Source organism: Virgibacillus salexigens, assembly GCF_000723585.1.
Classification (GTDB): Bacteria; Bacillota; Bacilli; order Bacillales; family Amphibacillaceae; genus Virgibacillus; species Virgibacillus salexigens.
Genome location: NZ_CCDP010000001.1, coordinates 1326488 through 1343944, shown reverse-complemented (window position 1 = coordinate 1343944; position 17457 = coordinate 1326488). Strand labels below are relative to the sequence as shown.

At 36.8% G+C, this 17457-nt stretch carries 13 protein-coding genes; 3 read left to right on the top strand and 10 right to left on the bottom strand.

What is annotated here, in order from left to right:
• Positions 1–131 precede the first annotated feature (131 nt).
• The 4 genes from BN990_RS05970 to motA form a co-directional block, all read right to left on the bottom strand.
• A complete protein-coding gene (locus BN990_RS05970; RefSeq protein WP_021289147.1) occupies positions 132–2096 on the bottom strand; it encodes an LTA synthase family protein in 1965 nt (654 codons plus the stop codon).
• Positions 2097–2389: 293 nt separating this feature from the next.
• Positions 2390–4084: a methyl-accepting chemotaxis protein gene (locus BN990_RS05965; RefSeq protein ID WP_021289148.1), complete on the bottom strand. Its 1695-nt coding sequence runs from the start codon at positions 4082–4084 to the stop codon at positions 2390–2392.
• 21 nt (positions 4085–4105) lie between these two features.
• Complete coding sequence (gene motB / locus BN990_RS05960) at positions 4106–4873, bottom strand: flagellar motor protein MotB (RefSeq protein WP_021289149.1); 768 nt, start codon at positions 4871–4873, stop codon at positions 4106–4108.
• Complete coding sequence (motA, locus tag BN990_RS05955) at positions 4866–5651, bottom strand: flagellar motor stator protein MotA (protein WP_021289150.1); 786 nt, start codon at positions 5649–5651, stop codon at positions 4866–4868. Before motA ends, motB begins: the two co-directional genes overlap by 8 nt.
• A 424-nt stretch (positions 5652–6075) precedes the next feature.
• Here motA and BN990_RS05950 point away from each other — a divergent pair, with 424 nt between their 5' ends.
• Both BN990_RS05950 and BN990_RS05945 read left to right on the top strand, forming a co-directional pair.
• A complete protein-coding gene (locus tag BN990_RS05950) occupies positions 6076–6939 on the top strand; it encodes a methyl-accepting chemotaxis protein (RefSeq protein ID WP_021289151.1) in 864 nt (287 codons plus the stop codon).
• 15 nt (positions 6940–6954) lie between these two features.
• A complete protein-coding gene (locus BN990_RS05945; RefSeq protein ID WP_021289152.1) occupies positions 6955–8412 on the top strand; it encodes an aldehyde dehydrogenase family protein in 1458 nt (485 codons plus the stop codon).
• 119 nt (positions 8413–8531) lie between these two features.
• Here the strand turns inward: BN990_RS05945 and BN990_RS05940 are convergent, their stop codons facing one another.
• The gene (locus tag BN990_RS05940; protein WP_038242934.1) at positions 8532–10976 is read right to left on the bottom strand and encodes a YheC/YheD family protein; all 2445 of its coding nucleotides are present in this window, start codon (positions 10974–10976) and stop codon (positions 8532–8534) included.
• 154 nt (positions 10977–11130) lie between these two features.
• Positions 11131–11991 carry a flagellin Hag gene (hag, locus tag BN990_RS05935; protein ID WP_021289154.1) on the bottom strand — a complete coding sequence of 287 codons (861 nt, stop codon included), beginning with the start codon at positions 11989–11991 and terminating at the stop codon, positions 11131–11133.
• 406 nt (positions 11992–12397) lie between these two features.
• Between hag and BN990_RS05930 the strand changes: the two genes are divergently transcribed.
• Positions 12398–13732, top strand: a complete 1335-nt coding sequence (locus BN990_RS05930) for a short-chain fatty acid transporter (RefSeq protein WP_038242933.1) — start codon at positions 12398–12400, stop codon at positions 13730–13732.
• Between the two features lie 177 nt (positions 13733–13909).
• On the opposite strand, the gene BN990_RS05925 is transcribed toward BN990_RS05930, so the two are convergent.
• The 4 genes from BN990_RS05925 to BN990_RS05910 all read right to left on the bottom strand — a co-directional run bounded on the left by BN990_RS05925 (position 13910) and on the right by BN990_RS05910 (position 17450).
• On the bottom strand, positions 13910–14788 hold the full coding sequence (locus tag BN990_RS05925) for an alpha/beta fold hydrolase (RefSeq protein WP_038242932.1): 879 nt from the start codon (positions 14786–14788) through the stop codon (positions 13910–13912).
• A gap of 146 nt (positions 14789–14934) precedes the next feature.
• On the bottom strand, positions 14935–15870 hold the full coding sequence (locus BN990_RS05920) for a DMT family transporter (RefSeq protein WP_038242931.1): 936 nt from the start codon (positions 15868–15870) through the stop codon (positions 14935–14937).
• A 170-nt stretch (positions 15871–16040) separates the two neighbouring features.
• Complete coding sequence (locus BN990_RS05915; protein WP_021289159.1) at positions 16041–16295, bottom strand: hypothetical protein; 255 nt, start codon at positions 16293–16295, stop codon at positions 16041–16043.
• 201 nt (positions 16296–16496) lie between these two features.
• On the bottom strand, positions 16497–17450 hold the full coding sequence (locus BN990_RS05910; RefSeq protein WP_021289160.1) for an agmatinase family protein: 954 nt from the start codon (positions 17448–17450) through the stop codon (positions 16497–16499).
• Positions 17451–17457: the final 7 nt, after the last annotated feature.

Below are 17457 nucleotides of genomic sequence, written 5' to 3'. Positions count from 1 at the left end.
TTTTATTGAAAATTGATTCATCTTCTAATAAAAACCTAATCATTTTCTATTGCGTCTTACTAGCTATTAACTCATAACTTAGGAATTTAGACAATCTAAAAAGGGTGCAGCTCATGAGCTGCACCCTTTTCCTATTCTTCTTTTGTTTCTTGATCTTGATTTGGATTCTCTTCATCAGGACCACCATAGAAATAATTATCTGTATCTACTGGCTCCCACTCTTCATTTGGTGTATAGAAGCGTAACAAGTCACCATATAAGACTTCATCCGACAGTTCTAGTTCTTTGACAACTTGATCTTCCATTTTCTTCATTTCTTCCGTAGGTTCTTTGATCACTTCTTTTGTCTCGTTATCATAATACTTCCCATCAACATAACTATATTCATCGGTCATAAAGTTACCATTACGGAAAGGAACAAATTCTTTATGATCCTCTGAGAACATATCTGTACCGAATTGGATATAATCACTAGCGTCGATACCTAGAATATGAAGAAGTGTTGGCATAACATCGATTTGGCCGGTATATTCATGGTTAATTCCTTCACTTTCCACTCCAGGTACTTTAATCATGAATGGAACACGTTGCAATTCAGCGTTTTTCAATGGTGTAATTTCTTCGCCTGTTATTTCTTTCATCGCTCGATTATGGTTATCACTAATTCCATAGTGGTCACCGTAGATCATGATAATCGAGTCTTCATAGAGACCTTTTTCTTTTAGATCATTAAAGAATTGCTCTAACGATTCATCTAAATAGCGTGCCGTTTGGAAATAACGGTCAACAGAACCATCCCCAGTTTCTGCAGGTTCAATAGATGCATCTTCTTCATCAATTAGATATGGATGATGATGCGTCAATGTCATCATGTGTGCATAGAAAGGTTGTTCCATATCTTCTAAATATGGCATGGATTGTTCGAAGAATGGTTTATCCTTCAAGCCATAGTTAATGACATTTTCTTCACTCATATCATAATAGTCTTCATGATAAAACTCATTAATACCTAAGTGTTTATAAACCTCATCCCGGTTCCAAAATGACTTCCCATCTCCATGGAAGACAGAACTTGTATACCCTTGCTGCTGCTCAAGAATTGCTGGCAGTCCTTGGTACGTATTATTTCCTTTTGTTACAAACGCTGATCCTTGTGGTAAACCATATAGTGACGTATCGGTTATTAATTCAGCATCAGCTGTCTTTCCTTGCTCTGTTTGATGGAAGAAGTTATCAAAATACGTAAAGCCTTTTTCTTGATCATGTACTAGATCATTCAGAAATGGCGTTACTTCTTCGCCATTCAATTTATAGTCAATTAGGAATGACTGGAATGACTCTAAGTGAATCTTGATAATATTTTTCCCTTCTCCTTTACCAAAGTATTTCTCATTTGGTTCTGCATATTTTGCATCGGTATATTCTTCTACTTTGGTAATGTCATTGCTATCAGCTAATACACGTCTTGTTGACGTCTTAGCACTTTGAATAGCATCATAGATTGTAAAGTTAAACGCACCTAAATATTTTACTAGATAGTTTCTATCAAATGTACGTTCTAATAATTGTGGACGATCAGCTTCAGCTAATCCTAGATTAATAGTAAATACTAATACCCCTGTTGCTAATACCATAAAAGGCTTACGCAACTGCATACGGCTAACGGTCCAGCTTTTACGTACGAACGTAAACAATACAATAAGGAATAAAATGTCTACTGCGTAAAGCAAGTCATGCATTTGTGCTAGATCGGCTATACTTCCACCAATACTTCCAAAGTTATCCGTCTGCATCATGGTCGGAATTGTAATAAAGTCACTGTTGAAACGGTAGAAGACGACATTAGCATATAGTATAAAGGTTAAAATGGTATCAACAATGATGATCCAAATACCAGCTCTTCTACCTTTCGCAAATAATGCTAGTCCGAGAAAAATTAATCCAGAACTAAGAGGGTTTAAGAATAATAGAAATTCTTGCATCGCCCCACTTACACCCAGACTAAATTCCGTTTTATATATTGCATATGTTTTTATCCAGAAAAGCACTAGTGCAACCGCGAAGAAGCCCATTTTGGTTGATAAAAATTTCTTCACTTTTTTCACCTCGAATTTAAAACTCATTTAGTTAGTCATTATCTTTTTTATACCCTGTTCATTTACCTTTTAATCCATAAATTTTTCTAATAACGATTTTTAATTATAACTCAATCTAAAGATTTGGTCAAAGTTTTTTAAGGTTGTTTTCTTGACAAGTTTTGGTGTTTTTTGTCGATCATTACTCTCCCAAGGACTGCAATCAAAAAAATCATGGATTTTTACCATGATTTTCTTGTTCATTATATACCTAAGTTAGTCAAAAGATGTATTACAATATGTTTAATAGCCTGTTACAGGTTAAACCGTTTCATTAATTCATTTAGTTCATCTGCCAAACTAGCAAGCTGTTCTGCATTTGCAGTTACTTCCTGCATGGAACTACTTGTTTGTTGTGTAGAGGCAGACGTTTGTTCAACACCTGCAGCTGATTCTTCCGATATCGCTGCAATTTCTCCGATAGATCCATTCATATCCTTACTTTTAGTAGAAATACGGGCTAAATGATTTTTCACAGTAGAAATACTGGCTGTCATTGTTTTTACAGAGGAATGGATAGAATGGAAGGTTTCCCCGGTTGTTTCCATTTGTTTTGTTCCTTCTTGTACTTCACTATACCCTTCCCGTAGAGATGTAGCAACTTGATTCGTTTCTGACTGAATGTTACCAACCACATTGGTAATATCTTGCAAAGAGGAAGAAACCTGTTCAGCCAATTTCCTTACTTCGTCTGCTACAACGGAAAAACCTTTTCCATGCTCTCCTGCCCTTGCAGCTTCAATCGCTGCATTTAGAGCAAGTAAATTCGTTTGTTCAGCAATCTCGCTAATAACCGTTACTAAATGAGAGATTTGTTGCGATTGACTATCTAAACCTTGTACACGTCTAACAGCAGTCTGTACCAATTGATCAATTGTCTTCATTTGTTGTTTAGTTGTAGTCATCACCTTTTGACCACCTTCTGCCTGTTGAAGGATATCCATCGAAGCAGATTCAATTGATTCGCTTTTCGTATTGACCTCTTGAATACTTGTATTAAATTCGTTCATAACTCCCGCAAGATCTCCTGCATGGCTAGCTTGCGATTCCGAACCAGTTGCTAATTCCTGCATGGTCTCGGCGACTTGTTCTGTCCCTTGTTGTACTTCATTAGCAGCTTGTTTTAGAGCATCGCTCTGTTCATTTACTGTATCTGATACACGTTTAACACGATGTAACAAATCCTGAAGGTTTTCATTCATCGTATTCGTTGCAATCATCAATTGGCCAAGTTCGTCTTTTGATTTTGTTTCCAGCGGTTCATGATGAAGGTCTCCAGCAGCAATTAGATTCATTCGTTCCTTTAAATGCTGCAATGGTCGGGTAATGGTTCTTGAAGTTAAATACGCAATCACAATTCCTAATACTGCAACCGCAATGGAAACAATTCCTCCAATCATAACTGTCTGGTCACCTGATTGTATAATTGTTTCCCCCACCTCATTGATCTTTGTCTCTTTTGCTTTCGCTAAATCACTAAAACCTTGAATTAATTCATTAGCTATTGGCTGCACTTCATTTGTCATAATTAATCGTGCTTGATCTTCATTTCCATTATCGTATTGTTTAAATACTTCATCGGTGAGGTGCCCCCACTCAATCTTCTTATCTATTAGAGCTTTTGCTTGCTCTGAATCACTGTTTTCTAAGACAAAATTCTCTAATTCCATTGTTGCTTCTAACGTATCATTAAATTCCTGCTTATATTTTTCTTCTCCATATAATAAGTATCCACGAATAAGACTTGTACGTTCTGCCATATTAATCGCAAGCTGTTCATCAGCAACTAACACTGGCAATTCTTCTTTAATAATTTCATGAGTATCTTGGTTATTGTTATTGATTACAATATAATTGGTCACTCCCAATACGAAAACAAATAAAGTAATAACGGAAAATGCCACAAATAACTTCGTCTGTAAATGTTTAAATTGAAATAAGCTCTTCACTCTACTTCCCCCTTATGTCTATTACCTTGTTGATTCATTTTGACTTCCTGTATTAATTTCATAATTCGGTAAGATAAGAACCTCAACTCTACGATTTTTTGCCCGATTTTCGATCGTTGTATTTGGTACAGTAGGTTGGTGTTCTCCAAACCCTTTTGCACTGAATCGCGTTGGATCTAATTTTTCATTCGTTAATAATAAATGCATAAAATTAACCGCTCTTGTTACACTTAATTCCCAATTTGATGTGAATTCTGCATATTTGATTGGTTTATTATCCGTATGGCCACTTATGACAATTTGATGAGGTGGGTCCGTATAAAGAAATTCAGACAATTCCTTGGCAATTTCCTCCCCATTCGCTGTCACTTCTGCACTTCCAGAATCGAATGTGACATCATTTAAAATGGTAATCAGCAGGCCTTCATCTGTTAATTGGGTAGCTAACATGGCATCTAAATTTTTTTCTTCTATATACTGGTTCATCTGCTTTTGTAGTGTTTGTAATTCATGTAGCTCTTGTTCATTGGCACTCTGTTCCGTTTGTTTATCCTCTTCTTGTTCTTCATTCGGTAATTCTATTGCCTTATTACTCTCTTCAAGTATCGATTGGCCGCCAGAAAATTCATTTTGAAACACCCGAGATAATTCTCGGTATTTTTGCGAGTCGACTTCACTCATCGCAAATAACACAATAAATAATGCTAATAGTAACGTTAGTAAATCAGAATAAGGAAGTAACCATGACTCATCGATATGATGCGAATTTTTCTTTTTATTTCTACGCATCAGCCTCCTCCCCTTGTAAGGTAATAAACGCTTTCGTGGATAAATACGATCCTAGCTTGTCTCTTACTACTAATGCTGAATCACCTACAGTAATGGAAAGCATCCCTTCTAACATAATTTCTTTCACTTGAATTTCTTTCCTCGACTTTTCACGGAGCTTATTAGCGAAGGGATGCCACAAAACATATCCAGTGAAAATACCTAACAATGTTGCGATAAAAGCTGCCGAAATAGCATGACCTAGCACGTCCATATCCTGCATATCTCCAAGTGCAGCAATTAAACCAATAACAGCACCTAGTACTCCTAATGTTGGTGCATACGTTCCAGCCTGGGAAAACACGGCAATTCCTTCTTGATGTCTATTTTCAATCGCATTCATTTTTTCGATCATAACTTCACGAATAAACTCTGGAGATTGGCCATCTACCACAAACTGTAAACCGGATTTTAAAAACGGATCGTCTACTTCCTGCAGTTGTTTTTCTAGTGACAGGATCCCCTCTTTTCGTGTTTGATCAGCTAAATCAGTAAACATCAAGACAACGTCCTTGGGATCATCATGCTGATCATTAGAAAAAATGATCTTAAATAAAGATGGTACTTTTTTTATCGTACTCAACGGAAATGCAATACAGACTGATGCTGCCGTCCCGACAAGAATAATTAGAATGGCTGCGGGGTTCACAAGAGCTCCAATATGTACTCCTTTTAATACCATTCCTACTCCTACCGCAATAATTCCTAAGATAATACCTATAACTGATGTCTTATCCAATGTGCTACCTCCTCGTTTTCATAAATCAATGGCTGCTCCATAACGATAACTTCAGACAAAAAACGATCGTAGTGAACCGTTTCACTTTTCACGGATTGTTTAGCTAAATATTGTACCAGCCTTTAAATAAACCCCTTATGCTCTCAACTTTACACGCAACAAACGGATGAAAATTGTTGTTGGCACCATTGTAATCCTTTTGTTTAAAAGTTAACTTGTTACCTATCCTTGTTATCGGCTCTTATTACAAAAGGTAAAGAATAAATTGGTAATCGTTGTTATTTTTTATTGAGACTTTTATCCTATTTATGTATATTTTGTGTACAAAGTCCCACTCCCTTTCAACAACCAGCCTTTCCATCCGATACAAATGGAGAAACAGTGTAACTGGAAGTTTAAAAATTGATAAGGAGTGAATAGATAAATGGTAGTGTCAACAAATGAAGAATTAGATGTACATCCATTATTACAAGCATTTGTAACGGTGGGCCCGTTTCTTCAGGAATTAATTAATGATGATATAACGATTGGCATTTATGATACAGAGAAATTAGTAATTAATTTTCCAGCGAAGACATTTTCTCTAAAAGTAACACCTGGTGACCCATTAATGGACGGAGATATTGTTACAAACGCTATTCGCCAGAATCAAAATCAAGCAGCGATTGTTCCTGCTGAGTTATTTGGAGTGAATTTAATCGCTCGTGCTGTCCCGCTGCATGACCAATCAGGGAATGTTATTGGAGGAATTGGAGTTGGGTTGAGTGTACAAAAAGCGAATCAACTGTCCGAAGTAGCTTCCAACTTATCCATGGTATTTGATGAAGTGACCAATACGATTCAAGATATGGCGGAATCAATTACCGGCTTAGCTAGTAATATGTCGTTTGTTTCTGAAAAAGCGACCGAAGTGACAAATCGGGTAGAAAATATCGAAAAGGTGTCTAATGTCGTAAAGGGCATTGCAGACCAAAGTAATTTATTAGGTTTAAATGCAGCAATTGAATCAGCACGAGCTGGTGAACACGGAAGGGGATTTACCGTTGTTGCTGATGAAATACGAAAAATGGCAGCAAGCTCCAAGGAACAAGCCTCAGAAATTCATGCAATTACCGACGATATTAAAGGAGTAATCTCGAATTTGGATTCGTATATACAAGATGCGAACTTAGAATCAGATAGCCAGTCAGCGGCAATTGAAGAGCTTACTGCAACCATGCAGGAAATTAATAGTAATATTCATACATTAGCTCAACTTGCAAAAGAAAATCTCGAATTAAAAAACTAACTAGGAGAGATACCTATGAATTTCAATGAATTAAGTAGTCAATACATTAACGGAGAATGGCGCGAGGGTACTGCTTCAACAAAGATGGAAAATACGAACCCTTATAATGGCGAACCTATTGCAACTTATCAAGCTGCTAGTATCAATGATTTAGATCAAGCCTATCAAGCATCTGCCAAAGTCCAGAAAATCTGGGCCAAAGCAAATCCAGTAGTTCAACGTGAAGTATTTGAAAAAGCCGTCACGTATATCGAACAAAACCATGAAGCAATTGTTGCAATTATTATCGAAGAAATTGGTGGAACTAGATTAAAGGCTGAATTTGAAATCGGACTAGTAATAAATATTATTAAAGAAGCTTCCACCTTTCCATTCCGTATGGATGGAAAAATACTCCCATCACCTATTGATGATAAAGAAAATCGTGTATACCGAATTCCTGTAGGTGTTGTAGGAGTTATCAGTCCATTTAATTTTCCGTTCTTTTTGTCCATGAAATCAGTTGCTACTGCATTAGCTGCTGGGAATGGCGTTGTCCTAAAACCTCATGAACATACACCAATTACAGGTGGAACGATGATTGCAAAAATTTTTGAACAAGCTGGGCTGCCAAAAGGGCTATTAAATGTCATTACGACAGAAATTGTTGAAATTGGTGATCAATTTGTCGAGCATCCTATTCCACGTGCTATTTCCTTCACTGGTTCTACCAAAGTTGGAAAACATATTGGCGCAGTCGCTGGAAAACATTTGAAAGAAACCCATTTAGAATTAGGAGGAAACAGCGCCCTTGTCGTGCTTGATGATGCTGATGTTGATCTTGCAGTAAGTGCTGCCGTGTTCAGTCGCTTCACCCATCAGGGTCAAATTTGTATGTCTGCAAATCGTTTAATTGTCCACGAGAATGTTTATGATGAATTTGTAGAAAAATACGCAGCGAAAGTAAAAACGTTAACCTGTGGTAACCCGAATGATCCAACGACTATTATTGGGCCTCTGATTAATGAGCAACAAGTGAACGCAACGGTCGCTTTGGTTGAAAAAGGAATTAAAGAAGGTGCTACTCCTCTTGTTAAAGGAAACGTGGAAGGGAATATCGTTGAACCTGTTGTCTTTACCGATGTGACACCAGAAATGGCAATAGCGAATGAAGAACTATTCGCGCCCGTAGTATCCATTTTAAAAGTTTCGAGTGATAAAGAAGTAATTGCTTATGCGAATAATAGTGACTATGGCTTGAGTGGAGCAATTCATACGAGCAATGTGGAACGTGGTGCTGAACTTGCTAAGCAAATGGACACTGGTATGATCCATATTAATGACGGAACCATTAATGACGAACCAAATGTTGCATTTGGCGGGGTGAAAAATTCTGGACTTGGTCGTTTAAATGGTGACTGGAGTTTAGATGCTTTTACAACATATAAGTGGATTAGTATCCAACATAAAGCACGACAATATCCATATAGTTAATTTTAGATGAAACAACCACTTGAGAATGCCGGTTTTTGAATAAGAATATATTAGAATTACTATTCATCTAAAAATCTTTCTAAGCTTTTCGCTTAGAAAGATTTTTAGTTATCCAGCATTTATTTCGTCACAAAATCATTAACATAACGGATAATATGCTTAGATAGTTCGAATTTATCGTAAATATAATTGGGTCCAAGAGGATGTGTTTCTAATAAAAATAGATTCTTTGATTCATCCAATCCTAATTCTACAACTACCTCTGTAATTTTTTCCCCATATACCCTTTTTAAAGAACTAGCAGCTTTACTTGAAAGCAATCGTATATCCTTTTCGATATGGTTCATATCTTGGCTATCTTCTTTTGAATGAAGGTAATTCGTTAAACTCACCTTTTCATTACTACTTTTTGAACAGCTATGAAGTTTCACATAACTACTAACCATTTCCCATTCATGAAATGGATTCTCCATTAGATGTACGCTAATTGTATTCAAATTTTCTCTTGGATCCTCTTGGATAACCAAATTTGTTTCGCTGATTAATTTTTTGAATTTATTTAATAGAGGTAATTCATTATATACCTTACATGATTTATCATGCGATAATTGGTACTTCCCGTTCTCCATTTTTTTAATATAATGAGCTTCCCCCAAAAACGAACCCGTTTCCGTTCGTAGCATAACTTTTTTATATTTATCTAGATATTGAAATATATCTCTGGTTCTAGTTACACTTTTAAAAGCTGGCATACAGTTGGCAAGGTTATCTTCCTCTAGAAGATTTTGATAGATATTTGATCGTAACTGATATTCAACAGGCCATTTATTAATAAACTGAATATCACTTAACTCTCCATATAAGAACGAAACGTTTGTATTTCCTCTTAAATTTGTTCTGTCGTAGATAACCTCTGGATATGTGACGATTTTTGCTACCCATTTCCCATTTTCAAAAAAATTACCTTTTATTAGCATCTCATTATAGTCAATATCATTTGGTGTAAATGTGAAAAAATTAACTTCCTCTTTTCTTGCAGTTTGCGCTAATTCAATTAGAAAATTTTCTTCTTCCTTATTAATATTTGGTTTTTCAAGGACAGCTAATCGTACATTCCCATTCGTTGGAGCAAAAGCTAAGTTAGATATATTGGCTTGGAAGTCACTATTAACAACCGTGTCTTTATGAACAATCTTATTTTTTGCTATATACCTCGCATAGGCGATTGTATTAATTGCTCGCTTTTCTTCATGATAAGCCGTTTGTGGTCCATTATTCGCTTCATGCATCCAATATTTCCCATGTTCGTCAATCGCTAAGTCGATCCCAAGCTCATCCAATGCAAAATAATGAAGTTTATCAAGGTACTGTGCTAGTTCAAGGGAAAGACGTAAGATATCATGTTCATATGTTGCCCCATTTTTTCCAAACTCTTGTTCTAAAAAAGCATGAAAGTCTTCCACTCTACCATCTGTAGCAACATTACTTAAATTACTTTTTTTATTCCCTACACGAGGATAGATATGAGTTAATACCCAAAGACCTTCTCCATTCTTTTGAACATGCGCTCGAATATGATAAGGTTCACCATTCTTTGTACGCGTATGAATATAACGCTGTATAATGAAGCGATCTTTCTTTTCTAAAATAACGGTCCTCAGCCAATTAGTAAAAGCATCATAACTTAATACTTTTTCTTTTTTATGTTCGGATAAAATATATCTGGAACCCTTTTTTGTAACGAAAAAAATATTCTCTCCTCTATTACTTGAGAGTGCTTTGAATACGACTTTATTGTTTTTTTGAAGAAATTCAAAAATAATATTTTCATTTCTGCATAGCTGAAAAGGTACTAGTAATTCTGCATATTTTCTATGCTTTGCAATTAGTTTCGGCAGTTGGAACTTATTACCTACATGATAGCTTGTGAATGGAATAACCCTTCTTAACTTCCTTTCAGCTAATGACCGTTTTCCCGTTCCCACATTATTTATTACATCCGGAAAGGGAACACGAATGCGTTCCCAATTACTATTTACACATATGTCGGCATTAATTTCATTCTTAGTAAAGTCAATATCCGTTGACTCAAAAAATAACAATCGAGCATGTTGCCTCTCACTTTCTTGAATTAGCGCATTTAAACGAGGATTCGGAATAAAACGTCTAGGATTGCCATGCGAAGAAAAAACTCCAATTGTACAAACCTTATCTTCTTCTATTTCAACAAATTCTTTCGAAGTAATATCACATATCGATTTCAATAGTGGTAATAATGTAAATTGTAAAACTTCGCTTATCTTTGTAGTATTTCCCTTTTCCAACAATTGAGCAGTTTGAAGTAACTGTGCCTCCAATTTTTTTCGCTTTTTATCTAACTCATTGCTATGTGATGAAATCACATTACTGACTGAACTAAACCCCTCAACGATGGAACTAAGTGTATAAATACTTTGATTCATTTCTTTACGTTTTATAAGCTCGTGAAAGTGTTCAGTCGCTTCCAACAACGTCTGAACAATATTGTTTACCTGTGAAAGTTGTTGATCTGTCAGCTCATTCAAATCTATTCCTCCTAAGATTCACCATAAAAATCACTCTAAATTTATTATCGGACGAAGAAGGGAATAGTTTGATTCAAATTGCGAATTAATTGTAAATAAAAAAGGAATCATTCGCTAATAGGAATGACCCCTTTTTTCTACTATTTGTTATTGTTTATCGAAGTAGTTGTAAAACGCCTTGCGGTTGTTGATTAGCTTGTGCCAACATACTTTGCGCAGCCTGTGTCAAAATGTTATTTTTCGTAAAGTTCATCATTTCTTTAGCCATATCAACATCACGTATACGTGATTCAGCAGCTGTTAAGTTTTCAGCAGATGCCCCAAGGTTGTTAATCGTATGCTCCAAACGGTTTTGAACTGCACCAAGGTTAGAACGTTGAGTGGAAACAGTGTTAATTGCTTCGTCAATGCTCTCTAATAAACCATCATAACCAGCAGTGTCTAATGCTTCACCACTCTCATCTACCACAGAAATTTCATTTACACCTAAGCCCTCTGCACTCATGTCAGCAATTTCAACAGTTAACTGCTGTCCTGCGTTGGCTCCAACTTGGAAAGTCACACCGTCAGTAGCTAGACTGCCATCAAGTAAGGTTTTTCCGTTAAATTCTGTACGGTCAGAAATACCTTTACTACCAGTTTCTCCACCTAATTCTTGAATAAGTGACCCGATTTCATCTTGAATTGCTTGTAGATCTTCTGATTCCTGTGTTCCTGTGTTAGAAGCTTGAACAGTAAGTTCACGCATACGTTGTAGAATAGCGTGTGATTCGTTTAGTGCGCCTTCAGCAGTTTGAATCAATGAAATGCCATCTTGGGAGTTTTTAGAAGCCATTTCCAAACCGCGAATTTGACCTCGCATTTTTTCAGAGATTGCAAGACCTGCTGCATCATCACCAGCCTTGTTAATTTGTAGACCAGAAGAAAGTTTCTCCAAAGAATTTTGTACTGCACTGTTGTTACCAGATAGTTGGCGGTGCGTGTTAAGCGCCGCAATGTTGTGATTAATAATCATAATTTTCTTACCTCCATGTAAGTAGTGTTTTTGAGGTACGTCCTTGTGCCTCATCTATAACAGCTCTTGTATGAGAGCTATTATCCAATTTACGAATGTTTGGCCGAAACATTCATCATCAAGATGATTACATTCCTTATATCGGCATGTTGGAAGAAAGTTTAATCATTTTTGGATAAAATATTTTCTTTTTCATAGGAAAATAGAATATAATGTAGAATACTGATTTGTTATGATTTAAGAAAGCGCTTTTAGTAAAGAGAAAGAAGCGGCTGGTTAGTGCCGTAGGAATGGCACTAAGTACTCAGTTAATTCGGAATGCAGCTAGCTTGATCCAAATGAGGCTAGTAACATAAGTAAACAATTTACTCATTATCAAGCAATCTATGAAGAGAGGAGTAAATCGATGAAAGCAATTACGCGTTTTTGTGATCGAATGGTGCAGCGTTATTTACCAGATGCATTTCTATTTGCCATTCTATTGACGATTATTGTGTTTATTCTTGGTGTACTATTCACTGACAGTTCGCCAGTAGAGATGGTGTCGTACTGGGGAGGTGGTTTTTGGGATTTATTAGCATTTGCTATGCAAATGTCGCTCATTGTTGTCACAGGTTACATTTTAGCCAATACCCCCATTGTGAAGCGTTTATTAAGTAAGCTTAGTACAATAGCGGATACGCCTTCGCAAGCTATTTTATTGGTAACCTTTGTTTCCTCTGCTGCATGCTTGATTAACTATGGGTTTGGTCTCGTTGTTGGTGCATTGTTTGCAATCCATGTAGCCAAACGAGTTCCAACGGTTGACTATCGTGTGCTAATGGCTAGTGCATACAGTGGTTTCCTACTGTGGCACGGTGGATTATCTGCTTCCATTCCGCTTTTAATTGCCACACCAGGCCACTTTTTGGAAGATACGATTGGCACCATTCCTGTTTCTGATACCTTGTTCAGCAGTTTCAACTTATTTATAGTAGCAGTGCTATTATTTACATTGCCATTTTTGAACCGCTTTTTAATGAAGGCAAGAGATCCGCTACATAATACGAATGCGACCCTTTGGAGACCCGAAGAGATTAATCATTCCATCGACAATTCAGAAGAACCACTGGGAGAGCTAACGCCAGCGGAACGATTAGAAAATAGTAAAGTATTATCCCTGTTAATTGGCGTATTCGGTCTAGCATTTGTCGTTTTTTTCTTTATCGAAAATGGATTTGATTTAAATATTAATATTGTCAACTTTATCATGTTGTTTCTAGGGATCCTTTTTCATCGGACGCCTCGACGCTTTCTTAATAGTGTCACAAGTGCGGTTAAAAATGCGGGTGGTATTATTGTTCAATTCCCTTTCTATGCAGGGATTATGGGAATGATGGTAACATCTGGTCTTTCCGAACAAATGTCGATGGCGTTTGTGAATATATCAAATGAATTCACATTCCCGTTATTTGCATTTATCAGTGCTGGTATCGTCAATTTCTTTGTCCCTTCTGGCGGTGGCCAGTGGGCGGTTCAAGCTCCGATTATGATTCCCGCTTCCCTAGAATTAGGTGTGGACACAGCCAAGACAGCAATGGCAGTTGCCTGGGGAGACGCTTGGACAAATATGATTCAACCATTTTGGGCATTGCCATTGCTTGCAATTGCTGGATTAAAAGTACGTGATATCATGGGATTTTGTGTACTAATACTACTATATAGCTTCTTTCCAATTGCTATTGGCCTATTGTTCTTTTAATTTTAACTTGCTTTGCTGTCTGAAACGAGCTTTTAGACAGCAAAGTTGAAAAACTTGGTGGAGACTATTACGGGTGCACAACATCACATCAGCCTCCTTAAGAGCAAATACAGCTTTTAGGGAGGCTGATGTGTTACCCGATAAACGTATATTCCATTGTGTAACACTTTACCTCTATTAATAATACCTAGTTAAAAAAGTTTTTATATCTAAATTAATCGATGAGAGATACTCATCAGATGGAAAATGCCCCATATCATAGGAATGAAAGCTTATGAGGTTAGGAATGATACTTCGGGCTGTCTTGAATATCTTAACGCCGGGAAAGAAAACATCTGATTCCCCAGTAATAACCATGGTTGGTGCTTGATAGTTTACTAGTTCTTTTCGTTTCGTCAACTTCGGCATATTTCTTTCCAGTTTTACATATCTAAATATCTCGCCAATCAACTGTTGATCTTGTTGCCTCATCATACCAGCAGACATATGGTCTGTAATTTTTTGTAAATGTGTTTCTGAATTAGTTCGATGAAAACGTACCAAAGGAATAAGAATCTTTCTGACCATGTCTTTCTTGGGACCTAAATGAATTCCCGCAGGGTTTACGAGAATTGCGCAATCTATTTTTTCAGGAAAATTAGCTGCTAACCGAAGAATAATCCCCGCACCATATGACGGGCCAATAAACGCACTTCTTTCTACTTGAAAATACGACATAATATCTAGTATCCAATTTGCAAAGCTCTTGTCTTTAGCAGAAATGCGAACTTCATCACTATAACCTGGATGTCCGATAGTATCAGGGGCTATGATTCTATAATGCTTAAATAATTGCCGAAACCACTGTAACGTCATCGGATTAATTGCATTTCCTCCTTGTAAAATAATTATTGGTTTGGCATTCGTCGGACCTGTTGTCAGTACATGCGTCTTACCATATCGTGTGTTTACATATGTTCGCTTATATTCTATTGCCAACGTATCTAAATACGATTCATAGTACGATTGAATACGTTGCTTCCCATGCTTCCATCGATATATTGATTCAGATATCACTTGTCATACTCCCCCTCTTCTATACAAATACCGTGGCAAATTAGGTTGCTTTAATTATCATATCTTAAATACAAATAGAACGATTAAACCGAGCATATTTTATTCTTAGAAAAAATAACACTTTCAAACGGAGGTACCATTTCTACTTACTCTTCTAAAGGTTTCCCACGCATAGGTTGATTAATTTGCGCAATAATGATGCCAATAATGATCATTACTGAACCCGCAAACACACCAAGTGTAATTTTTTCACCTAGTAAGAAGCTGGAGAAAATTAAACCAAACATCGGTACTAATAATGTCGAGATGGTCGCAGATACCATATCGATTAAACTAAGGATAAGAAACCATACCGTAAAACAGAGCGCCGAGGCAAAAATACCTGTAAATAATATGTAATAGATACTTTGAGCATTTAATAAAAGCTGCTCATTGGGTTCCATGATTAGCGTAACAACCATAATGGCAATCGTTCCAAAGAACATTTGGAATGCGGATACTTGTAACTGTGGGAGATCTTGTACTTTCTTTCGATAATAGATGTTTGCTATTGCCCAGGAAATAGCGGCTATAATAATTAATACTTCCCCGATAATAATCTCGATTGATTGCCCCATCCAAATATCCCATCCTAAGATAGTTAATAATCCAAGCATACCAATAATCAGTCCAGAAGATTTGGCTAGGGTTAATCTTTCATTTAAATACTTTGCTGCTAACAAACTACTCCACATTGGCATGGAATAAAGCAATACCGATGACTTACCAGCATCGACAAAACGTAAGCCATACATGACAAGCAGGAATACGATAGCCGTTTGTAATATACCAATGACAAATATATGTTTCCAGTAATGCTTCGGTGGCAGCCCCACTTTCATGATCCAGGCCACTACTAATAAGGTAATAGCTCCTACACCAAATCGAAACGAAGAGAAGGTGAATGGACCCATGTAGTCCAATGCTTGCTTCATAAGCACCCAAGCATATCCCCATAATAACGTTATGATTAATATTAAACTTCCAATGAGTGTACGATTCTTTTGTAATTTTTCTATGAATTGTTTGGAGCGTTTCCCCATTCTCTCCCTCCTTTTTTCATTCATCATAGCAAAAAAACCTTTCAAAGAACATGGAGTATCTCTCGCTTATGAAGTAATTCCTTTCTTTAAGGCGGCGATTTATAAAGGTCAAACCACCAATTTTTCTATTTTTCCTTACATAAAAAAATAAGCCTGCAGATGCACGCTTTTTAATAAACTACCTTTCGTGCTATTAACTTTTTTGTGCCTTGCTGTAAATTCCCTTCTGTTACAACTGCTATCTTTTCATTTATATGTTTTATGTTCTTTTCTAGTCCATGAATATGTAGCTCCATGTGGTTCATCTTCGTTTCTAGATTGCTGTATAGTTCGTCAATTTGCTGGCTATTTGTTTGTATATCCTCTAGTTCATCCATGACATCAGTGATAGCATGCAACAGATCGTCCACCATATCTTTGGTCAACCTGTCTCCTCCTTTACACATTCTGTAACTTTATCGTAACAATTTGTAATAAAAGCAACAAGTGTATTTAGAATGATTTTCCTCTCAGATGTTTACTTTTAACTAGCTGAAAATGACCAAGCAAGATGAACTACTCAAACAACTTAAAGGCTTAAGCATCAAAATTGTGACACTTAAGCCAATAAATAATTTCTACCTGTTTCATTTTTTCTGTTTATGGATGATATTTCCAGCTAAAGCATATAACACGGCATACGTTACAAAATGGGAAGAATTATCATTCGTATCCTGTTGAGGGTACACTTCTACATAATCCATTCCTTTTATCCCTTGTTTGGCAAATTCATGAATAAGTTCTAATAACTCGAAAGATGTCAACCCATTCCCATCAACAGGGCCACCAGGATTAAATGCAAAATCTAATACGTCACTACAAATACTTAAGTATACCGCTTCGGTCCCTTTACTAGCAATGGCGTAGGCTTCCTTAGCTAGCTGTGCTATATCGGTAGCCTTTCGAACATCCCGTACCGAAATGGTAGTTGCTCCTACCTCTTTTGCGTACTTTCCTGTTTCAGGAGCATTCCTCGGTCCATGAATTCCCATATGCACAATACTTTCATTGCGTACACTTTCACTTTCATAAATGCGATGGAATGGTGTACTTCTTGCATAAAGATCCCCATCATAATCCTTATAATTATCATAATGAGCATCTAAATGAATGATGCCAACTTGACCGTCGACTTGCTCACTTAATGCTTTCACGATTGGATAGGTGATGCCATGATCTCCACCAAATGCAACTGGGAAACGCTTCGAATCCCATACGCTGCTTGCAAACTGTTCAATACGTCTCATCGTCTCAATCGTATCTGCCGGCACCACATCGACATCGCCTAAATCAGCGAGTTGATAATGGGAGAGTACGTCAATATGATCAAGTTCTGGCAAGTACCCCGAATAGCGAGCTGAATTTAAGCGGATGGCTTTTGGTCCTAATTCACAGCCTGTGTAATCACCCCAAGTAACAGCACCTTCCCAAGGAACACCGTAAATTAATACGTCATAATCTTGTATCTGTTCACTACTTATTTTTAACTTGGTTGCCCCTAAAAAGCATGGTGTATTTCCATAAATTTTTTCCTGATTCATGTTGTAC

What these genes read in the sequence shown, in the direction of transcription:
- motB (WP_021289149.1), bottom strand. Translation starts at nt 4,873, where the DNA reads ATGCGTAGAAATAAAAAGAAAAATTCGCATCATATCGATGAGTCATGG.
- BN990_RS05950 (WP_021289151.1), top strand. Translation starts at nt 6,076, where the DNA reads ATGGTAGTGTCAACAAATGAAGAATTAGATGTACATCCATTATTACAA.
- BN990_RS05945 (WP_021289152.1), top strand. Translation starts at nt 6,955, where the DNA reads ATGAATTTCAATGAATTAAGTAGTCAATACATTAACGGAGAATGGCGC.
- hag (WP_021289154.1), bottom strand. Translation starts at nt 11,991, where the DNA reads ATGATTATTAATCACAACATTGCGGCGCTTAACACGCACCGCCAACTA.
- BN990_RS05930 (WP_038242933.1), top strand. Translation starts at nt 12,398, where the DNA reads ATGAAAGCAATTACGCGTTTTTGTGATCGAATGGTGCAGCGTTATTTA.
- BN990_RS05920 (WP_038242931.1), bottom strand. Translation starts at nt 15,870, where the DNA reads ATGGGGAAACGCTCCAAACAATTCATAGAAAAATTACAAAAGAATCGT.
- BN990_RS05910 (WP_021289160.1), bottom strand. Translation starts at nt 17,450, where the DNA reads ATGAATCAGGAAAAAATTTATGGAAATACACCATGCTTTTTAGGGGCA.